The organism is Arcticibacter tournemirensis (assembly GCF_006716645.1).
In the GTDB taxonomy this organism is placed as follows: Bacteria; Bacteroidota; Bacteroidia; order Sphingobacteriales; family Sphingobacteriaceae; genus Arcticibacter; species Arcticibacter tournemirensis.
In genome coordinates this window covers 663,014-685,471 of sequence record NZ_VFPL01000001.1, presented here as the reverse complement: position 1 = coordinate 685,471, position 22,458 = coordinate 663,014, and the positions used below count along the sequence as shown (strand labels likewise).

The 22,458-nt window shown below is 41.4% G+C and carries 21 protein-coding genes and 1 pseudogene; 9 read left to right on the top strand and 13 right to left on the bottom strand.

The features are described from left to right. Positions 1 to 26: 26 nt before the first annotated feature. Together BDE36_RS02935 and pta are read right to left on the bottom strand one after the other, a co-directional pair. Positions 27 to 1,229: an acetate/propionate family kinase gene (locus BDE36_RS02935; protein WP_141813675.1), complete on the bottom strand. Its 1,203-nt coding sequence runs from the start codon at positions 1,227 to 1,229 to the stop codon at positions 27 to 29. An 86-nt stretch (positions 1,230 to 1,315) separates the two neighbouring features. Then, positions 1,316 to 3,409: a phosphate acetyltransferase gene (pta, locus tag BDE36_RS02930; RefSeq protein WP_141813674.1), complete on the bottom strand. Its 2,094-nt coding sequence runs from the start codon at positions 3,407 to 3,409 to the stop codon at positions 1,316 to 1,318. A gap of 404 nt (positions 3,410 to 3,813) precedes the next feature. On the opposite strand from pta, the gene BDE36_RS02925 reads away from it, so the two are divergent. The 3 genes from BDE36_RS02925 (at position 3,814) to BDE36_RS02915 (ending at position 6,488) form a co-directional block, all read left to right on the top strand. Beyond that, positions 3,814 to 4,404 (top strand): YceI family protein, encoded by a 591-nt coding sequence (locus BDE36_RS02925; RefSeq protein ID WP_128767913.1) that lies wholly within the window; start codon positions 3,814 to 3,816, stop codon positions 4,402 to 4,404. 33 nt (positions 4,405 to 4,437) lie between these two features. Beyond that, positions 4,438 to 5,787, top strand: a complete 1,350-nt coding sequence (locus BDE36_RS02920; RefSeq protein ID WP_141813673.1) for a hypothetical protein — start codon at positions 4,438 to 4,440, stop codon at positions 5,785 to 5,787. 77 nt (positions 5,788 to 5,864) lie between these two features. Then, positions 5,865 to 6,488 carry a YceI family protein gene (locus BDE36_RS02915; protein ID WP_141813672.1) on the top strand — a complete coding sequence of 208 codons (624 nt, stop codon included), beginning with the start codon at positions 5,865 to 5,867 and terminating at the stop codon, positions 6,486 to 6,488. Positions 6,489 to 6,490: 2 nt separating this feature from the next. On the opposite strand, the gene BDE36_RS02910 is transcribed toward BDE36_RS02915, so the two are convergent. Further along, positions 6,491 to 6,898 (bottom strand): hypothetical protein, encoded by a 408-nt coding sequence (locus tag BDE36_RS02910; RefSeq protein ID WP_128767916.1) that lies wholly within the window; start codon positions 6,896 to 6,898, stop codon positions 6,491 to 6,493. 255 nt (positions 6,899 to 7,153) lie between these two features. Between BDE36_RS02910 and BDE36_RS02905 the strand changes: the two genes are divergently transcribed. The 3 genes from BDE36_RS02905 to BDE36_RS24285 all read left to right on the top strand — a co-directional run bounded on the left by BDE36_RS02905 (position 7,154) and on the right by BDE36_RS24285 (position 9,010). Then, on the top strand, positions 7,154 to 7,582 hold the full coding sequence (locus BDE36_RS02905) for a hypothetical protein (RefSeq protein ID WP_128767917.1): 429 nt from the start codon (positions 7,154 to 7,156) through the stop codon (positions 7,580 to 7,582). Positions 7,583 to 7,787: 205 nt separating this feature from the next. After that, on the top strand, positions 7,788 to 8,822 hold the full coding sequence (locus BDE36_RS02900) for a TCR/Tet family MFS transporter (protein ID WP_317132923.1): 1,035 nt from the start codon (positions 7,788 to 7,790) through the stop codon (positions 8,820 to 8,822). An 8-nt stretch (positions 8,823 to 8,830) separates the two neighbouring features. After that, complete coding sequence (locus tag BDE36_RS24285; RefSeq protein WP_317132924.1) at positions 8,831 to 9,010, top strand: hypothetical protein; 180 nt, start codon at positions 8,831 to 8,833, stop codon at positions 9,008 to 9,010. Between the two features lie 6 nt (positions 9,011 to 9,016). Here BDE36_RS24285 and BDE36_RS02895 read toward each other — a convergent pair whose 3' ends face one another. Then, positions 9,017 to 9,604, bottom strand: a complete 588-nt coding sequence (locus BDE36_RS02895; RefSeq protein ID WP_128767919.1) for a hypothetical protein — start codon at positions 9,602 to 9,604, stop codon at positions 9,017 to 9,019. A gap of 161 nt (positions 9,605 to 9,765) precedes the next feature. On the opposite strand from BDE36_RS02895, the gene BDE36_RS02890 reads away from it, so the two are divergent. Next, the gene (locus BDE36_RS02890; protein ID WP_202616816.1) at positions 9,766 to 11,028 is read left to right on the top strand and encodes a DEAD/DEAH box helicase; all 1,263 of its coding nucleotides are present in this window, start codon (positions 9,766 to 9,768) and stop codon (positions 11,026 to 11,028) included. Positions 11,029 to 11,034: 6 nt separating this feature from the next. Further along, entirely contained in the window at positions 11,035 to 11,562 is a 528-nt protein-coding gene (locus tag BDE36_RS02885; protein ID WP_141813671.1) for a hypothetical protein, read from the top strand. Positions 11,563 to 11,643: 81 nt separating this feature from the next. Here the strand turns inward: BDE36_RS02885 and BDE36_RS02880 are convergent, their stop codons facing one another. The 3 genes from BDE36_RS02880 to BDE36_RS02870 all read right to left on the bottom strand — a co-directional run bounded on the left by BDE36_RS02880 (position 11,644) and on the right by BDE36_RS02870 (position 15,428). Further along, a complete protein-coding gene (locus tag BDE36_RS02880; RefSeq protein WP_141813670.1) occupies positions 11,644 to 13,761 on the bottom strand; it encodes a hypothetical protein in 2,118 nt (705 codons plus the stop codon). A gap of 187 nt (positions 13,762 to 13,948) precedes the next feature. Continuing rightward, entirely contained in the window at positions 13,949 to 14,308 is a 360-nt protein-coding gene (locus BDE36_RS02875; RefSeq protein WP_141813669.1) for a LiaF transmembrane domain-containing protein, read from the bottom strand. Positions 14,309 to 14,417: 109 nt separating this feature from the next. Next, positions 14,418 to 15,428 carry a PorP/SprF family type IX secretion system membrane protein gene (locus BDE36_RS02870; protein ID WP_128767922.1) on the bottom strand — a complete coding sequence of 337 codons (1,011 nt, stop codon included), beginning with the start codon at positions 15,426 to 15,428 and terminating at the stop codon, positions 14,418 to 14,420. 182 nt (positions 15,429 to 15,610) lie between these two features. Here BDE36_RS02870 and BDE36_RS23870 point away from each other — a divergent pair, with 182 nt between their 5' ends. Beyond that, a complete protein-coding gene (locus BDE36_RS23870; protein WP_170205911.1) occupies positions 15,611 to 15,781 on the top strand; it encodes a hypothetical protein in 171 nt (56 codons plus the stop codon). A gap of 99 nt (positions 15,782 to 15,880) precedes the next feature. On the opposite strand, the gene BDE36_RS02865 is transcribed toward BDE36_RS23870, so the two are convergent. From BDE36_RS02865 to BDE36_RS24090, 6 genes and pseudogenes are all read right to left on the bottom strand, one after another. Further along, positions 15,881 to 16,096: a hypothetical protein gene (locus tag BDE36_RS02865; RefSeq protein WP_128767923.1), complete on the bottom strand. Its 216-nt coding sequence runs from the start codon at positions 16,094 to 16,096 to the stop codon at positions 15,881 to 15,883. A gap of 212 nt (positions 16,097 to 16,308) precedes the next feature. Further along, complete coding sequence (locus tag BDE36_RS02860) at positions 16,309 to 16,986, bottom strand: LytR/AlgR family response regulator transcription factor (RefSeq protein ID WP_128767924.1); 678 nt, start codon at positions 16,984 to 16,986, stop codon at positions 16,309 to 16,311. A gap of 33 nt (positions 16,987 to 17,019) precedes the next feature. After that, the gene (locus BDE36_RS02855; protein ID WP_141813668.1) at positions 17,020 to 18,558 is read right to left on the bottom strand and encodes a sensor histidine kinase; all 1,539 of its coding nucleotides are present in this window, start codon (positions 18,556 to 18,558) and stop codon (positions 17,020 to 17,022) included. A gap of 56 nt (positions 18,559 to 18,614) precedes the next feature. Beyond that, complete coding sequence (locus BDE36_RS02850; RefSeq protein WP_141813667.1) at positions 18,615 to 21,041, bottom strand: TonB-dependent receptor; 2,427 nt, start codon at positions 21,039 to 21,041, stop codon at positions 18,615 to 18,617. Positions 21,042 to 21,147: 106 nt separating this feature from the next. Then, entirely contained in the window at positions 21,148 to 21,465 is a 318-nt protein-coding gene (locus tag BDE36_RS24095) for a sensor histidine kinase (protein ID WP_244939633.1), read from the bottom strand. A 69-nt stretch (positions 21,466 to 21,534) separates the two neighbouring features. After that, positions 21,535 to 22,112: pseudogene (locus BDE36_RS24090) on the bottom strand (ATPase domain-containing protein); the annotation flags it as partial. Positions 22,113 to 22,458: the final 346 nt, after the last annotated feature.

Here is a 22,458-nt window from a genome sequence, read left to right as displayed (position 1 = left end):
TCCGTGCTCTTAACGCCCGGGATGTTCTATTTTGATTCTAATAGCTCAAAGCATTCTTTAGCTATTTCAAGTTCTTCGTTAGTTGGAATAACCATAACCTTCACCCTAGAGCCAGGAGTATTTACTTCCCTGAGCTCACCGGAACGTTCGCGGTTCTTATCCTTATCGATTTCAATGCCCAGGAAGTCCATGTTACTGCAAACAACTTCCCTTAGGTTCTTATCATTCTCACCTACACCGGCGGTAAAGATAATAGCATCCAAACCATTCAACGCAGATGCATAGGCGCCGATATACTTCTTAATGCGATAAGCATACATATCATATGCCAGACGCGCATTTTCATCACCCTCTTCTATTGCTTTAAGAATATCACGCATATCGCTGTAGCCAGTAAGTCCCAGCATACCGCTCCGCTTGTTAAAGAGAGCATCCACCTGTTCGATATCGTAGCCCAGCTGGGATACCAGGTAAAAAACTACAGATGCATCAATATTACCGCACCTTGTGCCCATAATTAAACCATCAAGCGGACCAAGCCCCATGCTGGTATCTATACATTGTCCGGCGTTTACAGCAGCCATACTACAGCCATTACCGAGATGGATCGTAATAATCTTTGCATCCGGCTTTTTGAGGTAGGAAAGCGCCTGAGCTGTTACATATTTATGACTTGTTCCGTGGAAACCATATACACGTACTCCATGGTCGGTATAAAATTTACCCGGAATAGCGTATCTGTAGGCTTTTGCAGGCATTGTTTGATGAAATGCAGTATCAAACACCACGATTTGGGTAGCGCTGGTAAAAATCTTCTGGGCCACCGTTATACCAACGTAATGAGCGGGATTATGCAAGGGAGCTAATGCAGCGAGTTTCTTTATCTCTTCCTTTACTTCAGGGGTAACGATAGTGGTGGTAGAAAAACTCTCGCCACCGTGAACGATCCGATGCCCTACAGCTTCGATCTCTGAGGGGTCCTGAATAACGCCGATTTCTGGTTCTGTGAGCAAGTGCCCTACTTCCTGCATACCGGCCTCGTGATCGGGCAATTCAAGGGTACGCTTTATCACCTTTTCTTCGCCATTTATATAGACCTTGTGCGTGATCGCTGAAATTTCAAGACCGATACGCTCCACCAACCCGCTGCATATTGGCGACTCGGAAGGCCATTTAAACAACTGGTACTTAATCGAACTGCTCCCGCAGTTTACTACAAAAATATTCATGCAAATAATATTTCTTTATCCTGTGTAAATAACAAAACCGTACAAGGGAGGCTGCCGTCCCTTGCCGGTTTCTAATTTGTTTTCTGTTAATTATTCTGGCTTTGAATAGCCGTGATGATAACCGTGTTGAATATATCATCTACTGTACATCCGCGGCTCAAGTCGTTCACGGGTTTATTTAACCCCTGTAACATAGGACCGATTGCGAGTGCGCCTGTTTCGCGCTGTACTGCTTTATAGGTATTGTTACCTGTATTAAGGTCAGGGAATATAAGCACGCTTGCTTGTCCCGCTACTTCTGAATTCGGCATTTTTTGTTTACCAACAACCGGATCTACAGCAGCATCATATTGGATAGGGCCTTCTACCTTTAGATCAGGTCTCTTCTGCTTAACAATTTCGGTAGCTTTGCGAACTTTATCAACATCTGCACCTTCGCCTGAAGTTCCCGAAGAATATGAAAGCATAGCAATTCGTGGCTCGATGCCAAAACGGATGCTGCTTTCGGCCGATGAAATTGCAATTTCAGCAAGCTGTTCGGCTGTAGGATTCGGATTCACTGCACAATCGCCGAATACCGATACACGATCAGGCAGGCACATAAAGAATACAGAAGATACAACAGAAATCCCGGGCTTGGTCTTCACAAACTGCAGGGCGGGCCGTATCGTATGCTGTGTTGTATGAACTGCACCCGATACCATACCGTCAGCGTGTCCTTTATAGACCATCATCGTTCCAAAATAAGAAACATCTGTCATCAGGTCACGTGCCATCTCCATCGTTACGTTCTTATTTTTTCTGAGCTCGTAAAGTGTTTCTACATAATCATCGTAGAACTCTGATTGGGCAGGATTAATAATCCTTACTTTATTGAGATCAAGATCGAGACCCAAACGCTTCACAGCAGCAGCGATAGAAGAGGCGTCGCCAAGAATAGTCAGATTTACAATTTCCTGACTTATCAGCCGGGCTGCAGCCTTAAGGACGCGTTCATCGTCGCCTTCCGGCAACACAATATGTTTAATCTCACTCTTAGCCCACTTACCGAGTTGGTACTGGAACATATGAGGCGTGATTCCCTCTGGTGTAAAGGTTACGATTTTTTGATCAAGCGCCTGCACATCCACATATTTGTCGAATGTATCAATTGCCAGCTGAATCTTCTTGGTGTTGTCGGTAGTGATCCTCGACTTAATAGAGGCGATTTCAGCAATAGTTTGAAAGGTACCTGTATTTACCGAAATAATTGGAACGACTGTTTGCGAACCTTCAATCAGGCGGATAATCGGTTCTTCCGGAATCGATCCGGCAGAGAGCACAATACCAGCAACTTTCGGGTAGTTTGTAGAAATATTTGCCTGTAATGATCCTATAATGATATCTCCGCGATCACCAGGTGTAACAATAAGGACATTATCTTTAATGTGTCTCAGGAAATTCGGAACGTTCATGGCTCCGGTAACGAAATTATCAACCTGATTAGATAAATACTCTTCTCCAAATAAGAGATTTCCTCCCAGGTTCTCATAGATCTCCTTCATTGTCGGATTCAGAAGGCCCTTGTCTTCAGGAATAACGGCAAGAATCGCATTCTTAGGCAACTGCAGAGTTAGAAGTTCTTTTACATCTGCTGCCTGATCTTGCTTTACCTTATTTGCTACTATAGCAAGCACCTGCACCTCGCGCGCCTCAAAATTCCGCAACATAGTGAACACTGAATTCACTATCTGTGCGGTGGTCTTACCTTCACCCGATACAACTATGATTGCCGGAGCGCCCAGGTTTTTTGCAATCGAAACGTTTGCTTCAAATTCGAAAGCAGCCCCTTCTCCTACAAAATCACTCCCTTCTATTACCGTAAAATCATAGTTTTCTTCGAGCTTTTTAAACTTACTGATAATGGTATCCATCATTTGCCCCTGGCTTTCGCCTTCAAGCTGTCGCATTGCCTCCTGTCTCGTCAGGGCATACGTTTCGTCGTAATTAACAGGGAGTGAAAAATAGTCTACGATCGTCTGGATATGAACATCCTTTTTTTCTTTTGGATCGTAATTAATAATAGGCTTAAAATAACCCACTTTCCGGGTTTTACCCAAAAGCATATTTACAAGGCCCAGCGCCACAATAGATTTACCACTGTATGGCTCTGCTGTTGCAATAAAAATATTTTTGGTCATAATTCTTTTATTGAAATTCTGCACGAAGGTATGGCTTACTCTAAAAAAATATTATGACAGCCATCATATTATTCGATTAAAAATAAAATTTCCTATTATTACGGCTTTTTTTTACGAAAAACCTACAATTTAAACTCAGAAAGGCTCCTTTTATTACTATATCGAATCTTAGGGTTTAAACGTGCCTGCATTTTATTCCTTTTTCCGCTACCTCTCCAGTTCAGGATATACGCTCGTATTTTCAATTAAGGGTTGTACCACTAATTGCAACTAACAATATCGCTTCAAACATTTAATGTTTAACATCATATTTTAGCGTAAGAAACATCATTCCTCACGATTTATACACTCTCTACATTTGTCGGTATAGAATAAAAACAGAATACACAGTAAAAACGAGAAAGATGAAAACAGTAAAAACAATCGTAAATTCATTTAAACACTACCAGGTATTAAGCGTACTTGCCTTAGTAATCAGCATAGGCTTCAGTGCCCAGGCTCAGAGCTATAAAACAGTCGCAGGTTCTTCTCTTAAGGTTTTAGGAACATCCAATCTTCATGACTGGGAAATGGTTGCTCAAAATGTTCCGGCAGAAGCCCAACTTTCTTTCAAAGGAAGCGAAGTTCAGGATATTACAGCACTCAGCATTTCATTACCGGTAAAAAACCTGAAGGCAAAAGAGGATCTGATGAATAGCAGAGCCTATAAAGCGATGAAGGCCGACAAGTTCAATACCATCACTTTTAAGCTTGCTTCAGCAGAAATAGCGCAATCAACAGCAAAAGCAACAGGCGCGTTGACTATTGCAGGTGTCACTAAACAGGTAACACTTCAGGGCAAAATCACCGAAAATGCCGATGGTTCAGCTACAATTACAGGGTCACGTAAAATCAAAATGAGCGAGTTCGGAATTACGCCTCCTTCATTTATGCTTGGCGCACTAAAAGTTGGCGACGAGGTAACTGTAGAATACACTTTAAAACTAAAAAAATAACACAAATAAGCAGTACACATTAAAAATTGAAACATGAAAACACGTTTAAAATCAAATCTATTTAAAGCAGCAGCGGTGTTGTTTATCGCCGGCACTCCTGCGCTTCTAAAAGCACAGCAGGTAACTGTAGGGGAAAGAATGCAAAATATGCGTGCTTATGACAAAAGCGGTATCAATGTATTTGAAGCACCAAAAGAAGCAACTTCATTCGACGGAATGAAATTCAATATCGGAGCAGGATTTACTCAGGGATACCAGGGCCTTAAGCATGAGAATGACAGAACTACCGGCGCGTCCTTGTATCGCATGAGCCCAGGCTTTAACAATGCAAGCGCCAACCTGATGTTTGATGCTCAACTGGCTGACGGGATTCGGTTAAACTTAACCTCTTACCTGTCATCACGCCGCCATAACGACACCTGGGTAAAAGCTGGTTACATCCAGTTTGACAAACTTCCGTTCAAGGGTCAGTTCTGGGACGATCTGATGAAAAACATCACTCTGAAGGTAGGTCACATGGAAATTAACTATGGTGATGCCCACTTCCGCAGAAGTGACGGTGGATCAACGATGTACAATCCATTCGCAGAAAACTATATCATGGACAGCTTTACGACAGAGATCGGTGCCGAAATATATGTAAGTGGAGGTAACGGCTTATTTGGGATGATCGGTGCAACTGGTGGAACAATCAGAGGTACTATTGACAGTACAAATAAACAAACTGCTGCTGCTCCTGCAGGAATCAGCAAAATGCCGTCTTTCTTAGGCAAAGTTGGATACGACAAACAGGTTGATGAAAACCTTCGCGTAAGATTAGCTGCCTCTGTATACCACAACAATGCGGTAGCTGCTGCCGGCAACACTCTATTTGGTGGCGACCGTACTGGTTCTAACTATTTCATGGTAATGGAAGCTAATACAGGAACATATTCTGACAACGCGTTATCTGGCCGCTTTGATCCAGGTTTTAAAAGAAAGATCACAACTGCACAGTTCAATGGATTCGTTAAATATTCGGGTCTGGAAGTGTTCGGAACCTATGAAGTAGCGAAAGGAAGAGCTTATGACGAAGCAACCAAGAGAGATGCAAATCAGTATGCTGTTGAAGGAATTTACCGCTTCGGTTCCAAAGAGAACCTCTTCGTTGGAGCACGCTACAATGCTGTTAAGGCAGACGTGGCTGCAACAGCAGACGTTGCTTCCGTACAAAATGACGTTAAAATCGATCGTACTACATTCGCAGCAGGTTGGTTCTTAACAAATAACATCCTGTTAAAGGGTGAATATGTAACGCAGAAATACAAAGACTTCAATGCAGCTGACATCCGCCACGGCGGTAAGTTTAATGGATATGTTATCCAGGCAGTTGTAGGATTCTAAAAAACTGTTTTCGTTTTTCAAAAAGTCAGGCAGGAGATTTCCTCCTGACTTTTTTCATTTTAAGTTGTTAACAGATAATGATACGCTACCACAAATTTCTGTTGTCCTTCTTACTGCTGTTTCCGGCATTTAGTCTCTTAATTTCTTTCAGAGAGGCTGATCGCGAGCAGACGGCGGCCCGATGGGTTGTACTTAAAGGGGGATCCCTGCAAGTACAGGGTAGCACCAACATTAACACATTCAACTGTGCAATTACCGGATACAGTAGTCCCGATACCATTGTTGTTTACAAAAAACAGGGAAACGCAGCTGCTGTATCTCTTAATGGGGGTTTAAGTCTCGACGTAAAACTCTTCGATTGCCGCAATCCTGTGATGACGAGCGACCTCAGGAAAACACTTAAAGCAAAAGATTACCCTAAACTCAAGATCAGGTTTCTTTCATTGAATGAATTTCCTAAACTCGATTCGCAAACAGATAACGTAACAGGAGTAGTGGATATAGAGCTTGCCGGCGTGACACGTCGGTTTATTGTTAATTACAAATTCTTTCGCGATCAGCAGAAGATAATCAGGCTTATAGGTGAGCGGGATGTCCACTTCTCGGATTTCAATCTTACTCCTCCCCGTAAACTAGGGGGAATGATCAAGACAGACAATAAACTGAGAGTTCAGTTCGAGCTCGGAATGAAATCAATTTAGGTTTAAGGGTTGATCCTTGCAAGAACGATCCCGGCAACCACGGCCTGGACGAAACCATAAAAGAGCCAGCTCGAAACCATGGAGATTGTAATATCCATCGCACTAAAAGTGATCCACATTACAGGAAGAAGGGCCACGATTGCATATACTATTCCGAATTCAAGCCCCCTTAGGATAAAACCGCCTCTGAATAGGCCTTTAAACCTCTCCCAAAACCATGACAGCGCCATACTGATAATAAAGGCGTGCAGATAGAACATAATATCCCGGCTGCCATCCGAATTAAATAAAGGATTATTATAATCAATAAAGAGCTGGGGGAAAAACCGGATAGCGAGATATAAACCGCCGTAACTAATTACAAAAAGTATGACACCGGCTATCAACCCCGAAAAAAGAACCTTCTTCATCTATTCTGATATAAACACATTACACGCGCAATTCAGCCTAATTTCGTGCTTGTTGCGAATGTTAAAAATAATATAAATGAAGCAATAACTGCACATCTAAGCTAAAATATTTCGACTCTCCCAGACGCATTTCCTGCGCTGAAATACAATTAGTTATAAAAATGGTTTATTCTCTATATCAAGTCATTCGATGATCTATATCATTTTTATCAACAGAAATAAACCGCAATTTTATATCAGACAAATAGTTAAGTTATGAAAGCAGCCGTAATATCTTCATCTGTACGTAATGGAGTAACACTTCAGACACTATACCTTTCTTCGAGGAACTGGCTCTCTTATATAGAGTTTTTTGAAGATGAAATAAAGTTCTTCAAAAAGCTGTTGATGAAATATTTCCTGTCGGATGCCAATGACGATAACGTTAATAAGATCCATCTTATCAATACAGAGATCAAAAGACTTGAAAGGCAAAAAAATCAGGTATTAAATGATATCTTTTGCTATCAATCAAACCTGAAAGCCACTCTTGAAGATATGATGCAGCTCAGTGAGCAATATTTAACTGTACAGCACAATAAGATCCAGGAAGAAGTAAAAGGCCTGCAGCCTGTTCTCGACCAGATCAAACAAGAACTTTATATCATTACTGAACAACAACTAAAAGATAGAAAATCTGAGTAGTCTGATACATTCCTTTCCTAAATAAACCTCCAATTTTTGCTGCAAAACTCTACCTTTGCCACATCATGACACTCTTACAAAATATTTAAAAAAGGACCGTAACATTTACGCTTCCTATTAACCTAATTTCTGGCATTTTTCCTGATTGATTTATTCAACATAGCTTCATGCTGTTTAGAGATGAAAGGTAGATACACAATATAGTATGCGAAATAAAAAACAAGCAGCCCTCAGCTTTATATTCATCACATTGCTGGTTGACGTAATCGGAATGGGTATTATCATCCCGGTGTTACCTAAGCTCATTACAGAAATGATCCACAGCGACCTCAGCGTAGCTTCCGAATACGGAGGATGGATGATGTTCGCCTATTCTTTTATGCAGTTTATATTTGCCCCTGTACTGGGCAATTTGAGTGATAGATTTGGAAGGCGGCCGGTTTTATTGCTGTCTCTTCTAGGATTCGGGCTCGACTACCTTTTTCTTGCTTATGCGCCGTCTATAACCTGGCTGTTTGTCGGTCGTGTTGTCGCAGGAATAACAGGAGCAAGCTTCACAGCCGCCTCTGCATATATTGCGGATATTAGCACCCCCGAAAAAAGAGCACAGAACTTCGGACTTATCGGGGCGGCTTTTGGAATAGGCTTTATCATAGGGCCTGTTCTGGGTGGAGTCTTAGGCCAATTTGGTTCCCGAATACCATTTCTTGTTGCAGCGGCCTTAAGCCTGCTCAATTTTCTTTACGGTTTCTTCATTCTTCCGGAGTCGCTTCCAAGGGAGAACCGAAGACCTTTCGAATTGAAGAGAGCAAATCCGGTGGGTTCGCTTAAACAGCTGAGGCGCTTCCCTGCTATTGCAGGACTTATCATTTCGCTGATCCTGGTTTACATCGCAGCACATTCTGTGCAAAGTACATGGACCTATTACGTAATGGAAAAGTTCAAATGGAACGAAGCCTGGGTGGGATACTCCCTCGGATTTGTAGGTCTCCTAACTGCCATTGTACAGGCGGGCCTCATCCGAATAATTCTGCCCAGAATAGGACAGGAAAGGGCAGTATATGTTGGTTTGCTACTTTACAGTCTCGCCCTCTTATTGTTCTCCGTTGCAAATAAAGACTGGATGATGTTTGCTTTTATGATCCCTATACCCTTGGCGGAATTGCCGGACCGGCTATACAAGGGATCATTTCAACACAGGTGCCGTCAAATGAGCAGGGTGAACTGCAGGGAGGCTTAACCAGTTTGATGAGCGCAACGTCAATCATAGGGCCGCCCCTGATGACTACGACGTTCGCCTATTTTACGGGAGACAATGCTCCTTTTCAGTTTCCCGGGGCTCCGTTCCTTCTTGGGGCAGTGCTCATGCTGATTAGCGCACTTCTTAGTATCAGACACTTTAAGAAAAGAAAAACCGCCCAGTCTTAAAAAACATCAAAGAACGGGGATGCCCTTGCTCTCTTTATATTCTTTTATCGTCTTAAAAATTGAATAAGGGAAATTATAAGGAAACTTACAAGCTCCTTTATCAAGCGGCTTCTTGTAAGTATCTGTTAGCGTATAAACCGAGTCCAACACCTTGAACGAACTATCATAATACTTTAACATATTTTCCATTGCGGCCCCGCGCGTGCATCCATTATTCAGAAAGTTATTTATCCGCTGAAAAGCATAGAGATTTCCGGTTGAATCATAGTAGCTTTTATAGGCAATAAACCATTCGCTTGTTTCGCTATACGGCAATTCAGCCAGGTATATAATGCGGCCTTTTTTGTCCTTAAGCACGTTATAGGTAGTTTCAATGTTACGGGGATATCTTTTATTCTCTACACGGACAAGGTTTTTTTCGCCTTTAACTTTCACAAGTACTATTAACGAACTATCAGAGATCTGCCGGTCGGTATTGTATTTCTGTTCTTTCAACTGCTCCGTCAGGTCGTTGCCTGAAACATTTTTTTTAGAGTTTTTGCAAGCAGAAAGACCAATTGCCAGAGCAAAACATATTATATAGGATCCTTTCATTTTATTGGAATTTAAAGCGTTTAAATTACTCTTTTTTTTGATTTCAATAATGCCATTGTGCCGCTTAATGAAAAAGTCCCGGCTGGCCATTCACCCAAGAACTTTGCCGATTGCCTTATAATCTTTAACTTGCGTCCAATTAGAAAAACACAACATAACTATTGACATTCCAGGATTTTAATTTCGACGAACAACTGCTTGAAGGAGTATTGAGTATGGGCTACCGTGAAGCTACTCCAATTCAGCAGCAGGCTATCCCTCTGATCCTTGAGGGCAAGGACTTAATAGCCTGTGCTCAAACAGGCACAGGAAAGACGGCCTCATACCTTCTTCCGGTTTTGAATAATATATCTAAAACAGAGAAGAAACATACACATACCCTCATACTAGCTCCTACGCGTGAACTGGCACAACAAATAGACCAGCAAGTGGAAGGATTAGGATACTTTACCGGCATCAGCTCTGTTGCTGTGTACGGAGGCGGAGACGGCATTATCTACGCTCAGCAGCAACGGGCAATGAAAGAAGGCGTTGAGATTATTATCGCCACGCCAGGACGGCTCATCGCCCATCTTAACTCTGGAACGGTTAAAACCGAACATCTTAAATGTCTTATTTTAGATGAGGCAGACCGGATGCTCGACATGGGTTTTCTGGATGACATCATGCGGATTATCAGCTTCCTGCCCAAAAAACGACAAACGTTGCTGTTTTCTGCAACTATGCCTCCGAAGATCCGAACATTAGCAAAATCGGTTTTACATGACCCGGCGCAAATAAACCTTGCTGTGTCACAACCAGCCGCCGGAATAGACCAGCAGGTTTATAAAGTTCATGACGAGCAGAAGATACCTCTGCTACGCATACTGCTGCAGCAGAAAGAATACAAGAGCGTTATTATATTTGCCTCAACAAAGGAAAAGGTAAAGACGTTATATAAAGCCCTAAAAGAGACGAAAATACAGGTTAAAGCGTTTCATTCAGACCTTGAGCAGGCAGAACGGGAGGAAATTATGCTCGCTTTCCGTAACCGCCAGTTACAGGTGCTCATAGGTACCGATGTCATTTCAAGGGGCATAGATATTGAAGGGATTAGCCTGGTAGTCAACTTCGACGCTCCGGCAGATGCCGAAGACTACATCCACCGTATTGGCCGCACCGCGCGGGCCGAAACTACCGGTACAGCTATCACACTCGTAAACGAACGTGATCAGCGCAAGCTGCAGAATATTGAAGCACTGATTGGAAGATCTGTACCAATTATGCAACTGCCTGCCGAAATAGGAGAACAGGCTGTATTCAGGCCTTTAAAAGCAGGGGGCTCTAAAAACAGAAGAAACTCCAACCAGGGCCGGTTTAAAAACAAGAATAAGAAGCACAATAGTAGTACGCGGCCTCACGGCGAAAAAAACAAAGACGTCTAAACTTTTATGAAAGATAATATAGGAATTGGCTCAAGAGTACAGCATGATAAATACGGAAAAGGCGTAGTGATTAATGTTCGTTCTGATGTTTACGTGATCACATTCATCGATAGTGGATACAAAGAGATCCCCGTTGCCGAACCGCTTGATGTACTTGATGAGATGGTACCCGATACGGATATGGTCAGCGCATATGAAGTGGAGCAAACCCTGAAAAAACTTCTCCAAAGGTGGTCTGATATATCGGAAACAGTGCCATTGGGTGATAAATGGAAAAACGGAAAAATGATCCTTCAGCCTGCTAATAGCGGGCTATCTACAAAGGAAATCCCCATAGACCAGTTCTTCAACAAAATAGTGCTTGTAAGAGATCGTATCCGGGTAATGGAACAGCGTATCAACAGCAGCAATCTTGATAACGAAGAAAAGGTAAACTTGCAGCAATATATAACACGTATTTATGGAAGTCTTACCACATTCAACATTCTTTTTAAATATAAAGAAGACCAGTTTGTAGGAGAAAAAGGAACGTAACGATAATAACGCGCACGTTATTAAGCAGCCTCATCGCACCATGTACTACATAATTCTGCAAAAAATTCGTCATTTCTAACGTTACCGCGTAAATGCGGCTTTAAACCCAAAGCCGAAATATCTCCGTCCATCTGTAATATTTTGCTTATTATTTCCTATAAGATTCCTTGAGTTAAGATACACCTCAAGTCCTTGTAGCCTGGAAGAAGGAATACGATAACCGACGCTCAGATTCTGCAGCATAACCGAATTATAAATACCCGAAGAATAGTCTCCATTACTTATTGTTCCTCTAAACTTCGTAAGCAGATCAACCTCAGCAGTGAAACTATTAAGGGATACCCGGTTGGCCCAGCCCCCAGACCAAACCCTTTTGCCTTGAATCTGATTTATCCCGACGTATGTGTTATTTATAAAGAGATAGCCGATTCCGAAATCTTCTGAATTATCTACCGTATTAAATACGGTAGTTATACTGGCTGAAGTATTCCATTTAAACTTATTGTTACTCAAAATATCTCCCCCGAGCCGTATTGCATGTAACTTCATCTCTCCTCTTGCCGGAACATAACGAAAAGAGGGGCTGGAAGGATAAGACGGGCTATAAAGATATTGTAAAACAGCTGAACTAAACTCCCTTTGATTATAACTATAAGATAGGGTGACCCTGTCAAAGAGGGTTAGATCAGCACCAGCCTGAATATTCTTATACTTTTCATCCGGATCATTTAGAAACAACATCGATCCATCGAAAACCAAAGGAGTATATATATCAGAAGCATGGAAATCATCATCAAGATTTGCAGCAAGATTGAGATCATCGGCAAATGAACCAGTTTGTGCATACGAACCAAATAGTCTTAGTCCCGTTTTGCTGTTTCTGTCTATAAGTCGCACAACATCGACGGAGGAAGATATAAATGGAAATCTTCTTTCTATATCTGTTCCCACCGATTCAGAAAGGTTCACAACTAATCCGCCCTGAATATTAAATAAGCCTTTGTAATGAAAATTTATTGAAGGAGTAAGCAAATACACCCGTGTATACGCTTTGTAAGCCGACCAACTGTAACTATATCCAGTATTGGCACCATTTGAGTAACTTAGTTGTGCTAAACTGTCCTTTTTATGCCAGTTACGATATCTGAAGGAAAAGTTTAGAGAAGGCTCAATAGTCCAGCCTGAAAATGATTTGTTATAAACAAAGTTATCTCTAAGAAGGAAATTGTTTGCTGTTTGTCGTAACGATTTGTCACTGGTGGAATAGTAATTATAAGCGGAGTTGCTGAACACTGATCTTGATCCGTCATAGTCGTCCTGATTGTAATTACCGTACTCGAAATTCAGGGTATTTGAAATGGCTGTGCTAAACTTATTTTTGAACTTTATACCTGTATTTATTATCCCTGTTTTGTGCTTCGTGTTCTGCACCACGTCAGCATCGTTGGAATTCCAGCTTTGTTCTTCTTTTATTCGTTGGGGGGCATAATTTAAATAAATGTCAAAGTTTGATGATTTACCTATCTCCGCATTTGCATAGCCATTGAAATTCAGGCGGCCTAAAGTTGGTTGTTTGACTACTTCCATTTTCTCACTTTCGGGTTCAGGAAACACGTCTTTAAGATATGCGGCAGATATACCGAATTTACTTCTGTTCGTATTTTTATAAGCCGAAATATAATAGCGATGGAATAAAGAGAGAGCTGATGTTTTATCATTGTCGGTTTCCTCTGCTTGTTTATCTTCAGGATACAAAAGTCCTCTTTCAACCATATTGGTTTGTGCCGCTACTGTGACACCCGATTTTCCAGGCTGATTTCTGCGAGTTTTAATATAGGCCATCTGTGCATTCTGGACGACACCATTAAGCTGAACCATCGCATTCTGAATAAAAGTAACCTCCTCTATATCGTATACACTATATACATTTACATCAGTAGTTATATTACCATCAATTATATAAACGAGGGTATTCTTATTGCTGAAAGTCCCGTAAAGCCATACATTGAGTGCTTCAGAAAGGTTAGCAACAGGGAATTTTTCGAGATCTCCGCCTTTGATGCTGATATGCTGAGTAAACTTCTTATGTACCTGTACGCGGCCGAGGTCAAGCAAATCTGTGTCTTTTTGTGCTAAGGCATCAACAGTAAATAATAAAAACACTGAACAAATAGACAGTGAGAGCAATGAATGTTTCATGTATTGATGGTGGCTAAGGTTGTGTTATAAGATAATCGGATATTTTAACAGAAGTCATTATAACGGCTTATGGATGTGTAAATCTGGGAAGTATTTTTGGTTAAAGCAAAAAAAATAAAAAGCCTTCCTAACGAAGGCTTTTCTAAGTGTAAGTTATATGATGGACGCCCTGAGGCGGAGTATTGTACTAATTATGCACAGCAGCTTTATTGCATAACTTCTTGCCAAAGATCAGGTGAAGGCCGAGGGCTAGAAGAATTACAGGGAATATCAGGTCATGAGATTGTACTCCTGGAATAATGCGTTCGGCGAGGAATACACCCCCTATGGCAATCATAAAATACGCTCCCGGACGACGGAATTTATGGTTAATTCCACTTAAAACCCCTATGATTATAAGCAGCATAGGCCAGCTTATGATCCAGTCGGGTATATCAGCTGCAAGGCCTGTTGTTTTTGCAAGCATAAATACACCTAATAAAAGAAAAATAATCCCTGTCGTTGCTTTTCCCTGACGAGGAGTTTGTATATTGTTTTCGCTTTTCATACCCTTTGTTTTTTCTTCAAAAGTATACTCAGAAAGCTCATCAGGCAATCAGAATTAGGTAGGGTGACTGAACATTTCGGCGAATTACAGAAAACAGACGGCCAACATGTTAGAACTGTCTCTGTGCGCAAGAGGCTTTGTAGCGGTTATTTAACAGAAATCCAATAACAATCTCGTGCGAACCGTTGCTGACTGTATTCAGCTCGGAAGTTGTAAAATCGTATGAATAGCTCAGGTTGAGGAAGTAACCTATGTTAAAACCCGCCATACCCGAAAAAGAATCCTTATTGCGATAGCCACCGCCGATCCAGAATTTATCGGAAAATGCAAGTTTGCAATTTAGATCAACCGAGACGGGTACCGATGTGACATATTTCGCCATTACCGACGGCATCACTGCGATCTCTTCTCCAAGGAATATTTTATATCCTGCGGTAGCAAAAAAATGAGGCTCCAGTTTTCCCTCATTAACACTAGCCTCGTCGGAAAAACGTAACTTTTGAGAAAGAAGCTGTTGAGCAGAAACCCCTGCAAAGAATGTAGGTCCATATAGCCATACCCCAGCGCCGAGATCGGGTGCTATCTGACTTTCGTCGATATTACTCAGCGCATTATCCATTTTAACATCAGTAATTATTTCCGATCCATCGGTCTTGATTTGAGAAAAACCAGCAGAAACGCCAACGGCCAGATTAATCTGAGCGGCAAGTCCCAGGTGATAGGCATAGCTGGCAGAAAAATCGGTACGTGAAAAAGGGCCTGCCTTATCATTTGCCACCTGTAACCCTACACCATGATGTGGTTCTGCGGCCATATAGTTTTGCTTATAGCTTCTGTTTAAAGGATTATTGCCTTGTCCGCCAAACGAATTTGCATTGCCGTAAAGAAATTCCTTCCCTAAGGGTGCATTTATTGATATGAAGCTTGTAACAGGTGCTCCGTCAAGACCTTGCCATTGATTTCTGTAACCTAATTTCAGGTCTATGTAATTCTCTATGCCGGCCAACGCAGGATTAAGCAAAAAACCATTGAAAATATATTGGGTATACTGCGGCTTTTGCTGCGCCTTAACAGACAAACAGGCGATTAGAACTAGAAGAAGAATGATATATTTCTTCATTTAAATGATACGCTACTCACAATCCTTAGGTCAACTATACCGGTTCAAAGGAAAGACTAATATAGGTTTATGCTTTAAGATTTCTGCAAAAAACTCAAATCATTTTAAATTTATAAAGGGTGCGTTCTTCACCAAATCTTCACATTGGCTTCGCAACTTTGGTATATAAAAAAAACAGACAAATGAAAAAGACAATTTTAGTATTAGCATTAGCAGGGTTTACTTTAGGAGCATTTGCTGCACCTGTACAAACAAAACCTCTAACAAAAACTTCAACTACTACTACAAAGGCTGATACAGCTAAGAAAAAAGCCGTTAAAACCACAAAGGCCAAAAAAGCTGTAAAAAAGTAAAGATTAGTTTATTTATTAGGCAAGGTAAAGGGGGGTGGCATGTATTGCCAGCCCCTTTTTTATATCAGTGGTATAATTCGAAAAAACCTTGGTCTTGTCTTAGATATTATCTTTTTTCTTCGTATAAAACGGCGCTGTAGCAGCTAGCAAAAGAAAAAGTACCACTAAAATGAAGGGAGCAATATTCTGATGGCCTGAATTTGACCCGGCAGTATTACTTATATCACTGTCGGCAACATTTACTGCAAAAGAGTTAACAACGCTAAAGCAAAGAAAAACCAGGGTATAAAAAACTTTATTAACAACAGATTTCATCGGACGTATTTTTGTTAGATACCCCAAAAATAAGAAATATGTTTTAACATTCATACACAGAAAAGGGCTGCCCTATTCAAGCAGCCCTTGTTCTGATCAACCAATTAAATGGCTAATCCCCAATTTATTCTTATTATTTACCGCAACAAATAAAACACATTATCCTGAAAGTACAATGAGTAACGAAAAAAAATTGTTGCAAAATGGCTCTATCACTTAAATAGCACTGAAAGGTTCTGACTGTAAGCCTCACTTACAGGGACCTTCTGAGCATTAACAGTAACCTGATGCCTTTCAACCTTGTCGATCTTAGAGACCGCCACCAGGTAAGACCGGTGAACCCTTATAAACTTCCCTTGCGGTAAAAGCTGTACAGCCTCATTGAAAGTACTTCTTGAGAGAATACTTTTGTCCTTCAGAACAAAGGTCACATAGTTTCCTGCGGCCTCCAGATATAGGATCTCATCAAAGAGCACTTTTACCTGTTCGAATCCGGTTTTAACAAAAAGGTGATCACTGATATCCGATATATTTCGGGCGGTATACAACTCATAAGCCTTATTACAGCCTTTTATGAACCGTGCAAGCGGGAACGGCTTCAGGAGATAATCCACTGCATCCAACTCAAAGCTCGTTAGGGCATGCTCGGAGTAAGCTGTAGTAAATATCAAAAGTGGCTTTTTGCTTAAACTGCTAAAAAATTCAATCCCTGATATATCGGGCATTTTTATATCAAGAAAAATAAGATCAACAGGCTCTTTCTGCAGATAATCCAGCGCTTTAAAAGCATCCGTAAACGTCTCCTTCAGATCGAGAAAAGGCACTTTCGCTGCGTGTGCTTTCACCACCTCTAACGCTACCGGTTCATCATCAATGGCTATCGCTTTCATGTTAGCCAATATAATATAATTCTATACACAAGTTTAATCTAACTGAACCGTAAGGTGAACAAAAAATTCATGTACTGTTTCCCGAACTATCAATTCGTGCTTCTCTCCGTACAGAAGCTTCAGTCGCTGGCGGACATTATTTAAACCTATCCCGCCCTTATTTCTTTCCGGATCATCGTCCGCTTTACGGTGAATACTGTTTGTTACATCGAAATACAATTTTTTATCGCGCAACTGCAGGCTGATGGTGATATACGAAGCCTCACGAAGGCTGATACCATGTTTAAAGGCATTTTCAACAAATGGAATCAGCAGCATGGGCGCTACCTGCAACTGCTCAACCGGGCGCTCTATTTCCGATCTGATAGTGATACCCGATTCATGGTTCTGATCAACACGGAGCTTCTGCAAACTAATATAGTTGTTAAGATATTCGATTTCACGGGCAAGCGGAATCTTTTCCTGCATATTCTCCTGCAGCATGAAACGCATCATTTCGCCAAGCCGTTCCACTCCTTCGCTTGTACGTTCTGCCTTTTCCTGCAAAGCCGTTCCATAAATAGTGTTCAATGCATTAAACAGAAAATGAGGATTGATTTGAGACCGCAAAAAGTCAAAGTTAGCATTCGATTGTCCAAGAGCAGTTTTTAGCGTTGCTATTTCTTCCTGATCCTGACGTTGCCACCGGTAAACCATCCACGACAGCGGGGCGGTAATCAGTAACTGGAAAGGAGCATTAAACGCAACAATCATTGCGGCCAGCGACATTTCATTTGCGGCAATGCCTATAATCAGAAAGAGGGGCACGAGCGAAACAAGCAGCACCAGCAGCACTCTAAAATAGTAGCTTAGCAAGGGCTGCTTTTTCTTAAGAGAATCGGGAATAAATGCATAGAAAGAATACCAGTACAGACATATTCCGAATGGGATAATCACCAGCCAGACAACAAGTACCCCCTTGTCGGCATCGGCAAGCAGCAGGAGGAACATACTGATCATCCATAAAACAAAAGCCGCGATCCCGTTCCTCGTTACCATTCGGTATTTCGATTGAATAATATCAGAATTAGTCAGAAGATACCAGCCTGCATATTTAATCACTGAGTAAAAACCAAACATAAACAGCAGCCAGGAAGTGTAAAGAAAACCACTTATGAAAAAAGCAGTATAGGCCTCTTTATCGGTTCGGTGTTGAAGAAAGATATAGTTCTTCAAATATGTATCGGCGGTTGACAGAACAAGCCAGACGGCCAGAAATGAGAGAATAAGCAAGACCGTATTTTTAACTGGTTCCTCTTTTTTTAGAAGCCCCGGAACAACGCTAAAATTCAAGGTCAGAAAGCCGAGATAAAGCGCAATATAGCTTATTAGTTTTGGGAAAAAATAATATTGATTGTAGTGCAACTCGATATAGGTTTGCAGCCCCTGATTTCCATTGTTATTTAAAAACAGAGAACCGTCCTTTTTTACTGCTGTTCCGATAAGGTAGAACATGGCAAAAACAAAAAGTGCCGTTGCTGCCCAGAACTCGATTTTTTTCAGGAGGTCCTGTTTTTCTGTTAACTGTTTCATCTCTTCCTTTCTAACATACTAATTTATCGCTCATCATAAATATTTTTCTTTCGCCCTTATAAGCCGCCACCGCCCGAAACATCATCATTCTTTATCCCTCTTTTGTTTTTCTTTAAAACCTCTTTCAATTTTCCAAAGCGGTAATTTATGTTAAAATTATAAGCTCTGAAATAAACCTGGTTATCATTCACCTGTATAAAGTTAGGATCAGATATTTCCTGTCGGTTATTTCTGTATTTGGTAAAAGGATTACTTGCAGAAGCTGAGAATGCGAGTTTATTTTTCACCAGGTCTTTTTGAATACCAAGTGAAGAGCTTATATACGAATTCGACCGGCCCTGCGGGCTAATATTACCACCATACCAATACAATCCGCCATTCAGTTTCCAGCTATTCTCAAGGCGATATCCTGCGGAAACATTCATTCGGTGCATCAATCCTTCATTTTTTACCCTTATTCCATTGTTCACTCCCTTCACCATGCCATACCCGAGCCACCCGTTAAAGCTAAGATCTCCTTTTTTTGTCAGCGGAAATCTAACATTATAATTCAGGCCCGGCAATCTTGCTGAACCTGTATTCTTAGGGGTACTGCGTGTAACGTTGGTAACGGAATCATAAGAAGAAACCCTGAACATCATCGTATTGGAATACATGTAGCTGGCACTTAGATATAATGAGATTTTCTTTTGCAAGCTATAACTAAATTGGTAAGAGTTAATCAATACAGGTTTAATTTCGGGGTTTCCACTTGTTTCAAAAGCCGGATTTGACCGATCTACAAACGGATTAAGCTCAAAAACACCGGGCCTTTGAATGCGCTGCGAAAAGGCCAGATTAATAGTGCTATTATTTTTAAGCTTACGATTTACTGCCAGGGAGGGAAGAAGGTTAAAATAGTTCTGCTTCACCTGGGTATCACTAGAAACAAAATCTGCATCGACTATTGTCTGCTCCACGCGGAACCCAACTTTAAAGCTCCAGCTTTTTAAACTATATTGATAGGAATTATAACCACTCAAGACTTTCTGAGTATTATTATACTGATTTGTCCGGCTATAATCCCTTGCAAAAACGCCCTCCGTATTCAATGAATCATAGCCAAAATCAGTGTTATTATCCCTGAATATTGCTTTGACGCCTCCTTCAATATTTAGCTTTCCGATATCGTGAACATAATCCACCTGCAGGGTCTGCTCCGAAGAACGGCTAAGATTGTTCTGCCTATAGTCCGGATTAAAGAAATTCATTCGTTCAGACACCAGAAGGTTAGAATTCTGCCGGTCTGAAAACCGGTAGTAACGATACGAGAATGTAAGAAGCCGGTTCTTGCTTGATTTAAAGCCCAACTGAAAGTTCAAACCTGCGTCCATACCATTGCCTCTTCCATTTCTCCTGTTATCCAGCCGGTATGCCTGTAAAATTTCGTCAGACTCGGTGAGTCCCGACCGCTGAGCACTCTCCGTCTCCGACCGGTTACCGTTAATATTAAATTGAGCAGAAATAAGGTGCAGGCTGTCGATTTCCAGACTCAATTCAGAACCGAGGTAAGCGTTCCGGCTGTCGCCTTCACTTCTGCTGTTCTGATTTAAGACAGATGGCTCGGCCCCTAACACACGTCTGCGCGTTAAGCTTTCTGTCGCCGGATTATTATGGTCACTTATGCCCCCATATATCGATACTCCAAATTTGCCCTGCTTCATGCCGGCGGAGCCCCCCACACCGGGGCCTCCCGAAGGCAGGCCATAACTGGCATTCACACTGCCATTATAACCGTTATCCAGTTTTTTAGAAGTAATAATATTGATGATACCAGCCAGGCCCTCTGCATCATATTTAGCCGGAGGATTAGTGATCACTTCAATTCGTTGAATGGAAGTGGCGGGCATACTACGGAGAATGTCTTTCGGGCTCCTCTCCATCATGCTGGAAGGACGGCCATTAACAAGAATCTTATAGTTAGAATTTCCCTGCAGTTGAATATTATCGTCGGCATCCAGCGAAAGCAGGGGCACTTTACGCATCATTTGTAATACATTCTGCCCTTTACTTTCCGGGTCGGCCTGAAGATCATAGCTGATACGATCAATCTCCTGGCTGACAAGGGGTTTACTGGCAGTAACTACTACCTCTTTTAAATGACTTGAAACAGCAATAAGATTTATCGTGCCAAGGTCTTTAACCTTCAGGCCATTCGAGACAAAATCTATTGTCAGGCTCTTGGGACTATACCCAACGGAAGCTACCTTAAGTATATATTTTGCCAAAGGAAGAGTTTGGAAAACAAAAGTCCCATCAGCATTAGTCTGCGCTGTCCTGACCGATGCTTCGTTATCGGTCTTTAAGCTCACTGTTACGAAATCGAGGGGCCTCCGTGAAACCGAATCAACCACTTTCCCTCTTATCCCGAATCCAGTAACCTCCGTATTTTGCGCCTGAACACCAAAAGAAAAGCACGTAATGATTAACATCAAAAATTTCATTATCTCTGTTTTTTGAATACAGAGCAATGATAATCCCGCTAAATATGAGAAACCAATGAATGTGACGGATATGCCTTAAAATGTGACGAACGGGAAATACCTTTCATTATACTGGTGCCGCCGAAACAGGAATCCTGAAATAAAAAGTAGACCCTTTGCCCAGTTCGCTTTCCACCCCAAGAACACCATTATGGGCAGCAATAATTTCAGAACATATATAAAGACCCATACCAAGCCCTGAGGCTAAAAACTTTTTATCTTCTACCCGATAAAACCGTTCGAAAATCAACTCCTTCTGATCATCAGAAAGCCCGATGCCAAAATCAGTAATCCGCACCTCGGCCATGCTGTCTTTTAAAAAAGCTTTAATAATGATTTTATAGTTATCCTGCGAGTACTTTACCGCGTTGCTTACCAGATTCATAAATACCTGTTCCAGCCGTTCAGCATTTCCGGCTATCATAACACAGTCTGAAACATATTCCTCAAGGCCCTGCCTGGTTAACTTACCATCTCCTCTTTCTCCTGTAATAATAGATGTAACGCCTTTATCTTTTAGCCAGTTAAACAATCGTCTTAATTCGGCACGTAGTATGCCCTCATTGCTTAATCCTGCAAACAGATTTTCAATAGTATCCAAAACTACCCGTTTTGCCCCTATAGAATTGATATCATGTTCAAGGCGTATAAAAAGTCCTTCAAGATCATACTCCCCGGTTTCCTCAATTTCACTTCGGTCTATATGCACATGACTGATCTTAATTTTTTTTTCTGCCTGCAGCTTATTCAAGTCAAATCCAAGAGAAGCAACATTGGTTGACAGGTCTTCGCTTTTTCCTCAAAGGCCATGAAAACTCCCGGCTCGTTATACTCCATTGATCCCCTGATCATAAATTCAAGCGACATCAGGGTTTTTCCGCTACCGGCGTCGCCACAAATTAACGTGGTCCGGCCAGTAGGAATTCCTCCATAAGTTATCTGGTCCAGTCCCGAAATGCCTGTTAAAGTCTTCGGCAGTGATGGTTTCACAGATTCCGTTTGTTCATTTTCTTGAGCTTTACTCTTACTCATATTTAATCTGAAACATAAACTTAAAGTACAACACGAAAAAAATTACCAGCAAACTAAGACTGCCGGCTAAAGTCAAAATCATATCCCTTTTCTATTGTTTAAGAAGACAGATGCGTATTGCCTTTTTAAGCATTATGGATATAATTTTCTTAATAAATAACTGATTTAACTATAACATCCTAGACGGAGAATGGTTTTTAACCGCGACGCTCGACATCCGGTCAGCGTGTATAACTGGAGCCGGCTACCAGAGCGAAAATCACTAAAACAGATTAACATTAATTAAACAACATACTTGCTAATGGCTATATAATTAAAATAAACCCTTCTATTAATAATGAATTGA

Coding starts and splice junctions, on each gene's coding strand:
- BDE36_RS02895 (WP_128767919.1), bottom strand. CDS start 9,604: ATGAAAGGATCCTATATAATATGTTTTGCTCTGGCAATTGGTCTTTCT.
- BDE36_RS02880 (WP_141813670.1), bottom strand. CDS start 13,761: ATGAAACATTCATTGCTCTCACTGTCTATTTGTTCAGTGTTTTTATTA.
- BDE36_RS02910 (WP_128767916.1), bottom strand. CDS start 6,898: ATGAAGAAGGTTCTTTTTTCGGGGTTGATAGCCGGTGTCATACTTTTT.
- BDE36_RS02915 (WP_141813672.1), top strand. CDS start 5,865: ATGATACGCTACCACAAATTTCTGTTGTCCTTCTTACTGCTGTTTCCG.
- BDE36_RS02905 (WP_128767917.1), top strand. CDS start 7,154: ATGAAAGCAGCCGTAATATCTTCATCTGTACGTAATGGAGTAACACTT.
- BDE36_RS02865 (WP_128767923.1), bottom strand. CDS start 16,096: ATGAAATCTGTTGTTAATAAAGTTTTTTATACCCTGGTTTTTCTTTGC.
- BDE36_RS24095 (WP_244939633.1), bottom strand. CDS start 21,465: ATGAATCTGGTAAGCAACGCGGTAAAGTACTCGCAGGATAACTATAAA.
- BDE36_RS02935 (WP_141813675.1), bottom strand. CDS start 1,229: ATGAATATTTTTGTAGTAAACTGCGGGAGCAGTTCGATTAAGTACCAG.
- BDE36_RS24285 (WP_317132924.1), top strand. CDS start 8,831: ATGAGCGCAACGTCAATCATAGGGCCGCCCCTGATGACTACGACGTTC.
- BDE36_RS02850 (WP_141813667.1), bottom strand. CDS start 21,041: ATGAAATTTTTGATGTTAATCATTACGTGCTTTTCTTTTGGTGTTCAG.
- BDE36_RS02860 (WP_128767924.1), bottom strand. CDS start 16,986: ATGAAAGCGATAGCCATTGATGATGAACCGGTAGCGTTAGAGGTGGTG.
- BDE36_RS02870 (WP_128767922.1), bottom strand. CDS start 15,428: ATGAAGAAATATATCATTCTTCTTCTAGTTCTAATCGCCTGTTTGTCT.
- BDE36_RS02855 (WP_141813668.1), bottom strand. CDS start 18,558: ATGAAACAGTTAACAGAAAAACAGGACCTCCTGAAAAAAATCGAGTTC.
- BDE36_RS02900 (WP_317132923.1), top strand. CDS start 7,788: ATGCGAAATAAAAAACAAGCAGCCCTCAGCTTTATATTCATCACATTG.
- BDE36_RS23870 (WP_170205911.1), top strand. CDS start 15,611: ATGAAAAAGACAATTTTAGTATTAGCATTAGCAGGGTTTACTTTAGGA.
- BDE36_RS02875 (WP_141813669.1), bottom strand. CDS start 14,308: ATGAAAAGCGAAAACAATATACAAACTCCTCGTCAGGGAAAAGCAACG.
- BDE36_RS02920 (WP_141813673.1), top strand. CDS start 4,438: ATGAAAACACGTTTAAAATCAAATCTATTTAAAGCAGCAGCGGTGTTG.
- BDE36_RS02925 (WP_128767913.1), top strand. CDS start 3,814: ATGAAAACAGTAAAAACAATCGTAAATTCATTTAAACACTACCAGGTA.
- pta (WP_141813674.1), bottom strand. CDS start 3,409: ATGACCAAAAATATTTTTATTGCAACAGCAGAGCCATACAGTGGTAAA.
- BDE36_RS02885 (WP_141813671.1), top strand. CDS start 11,035: ATGAAAGATAATATAGGAATTGGCTCAAGAGTACAGCATGATAAATAC.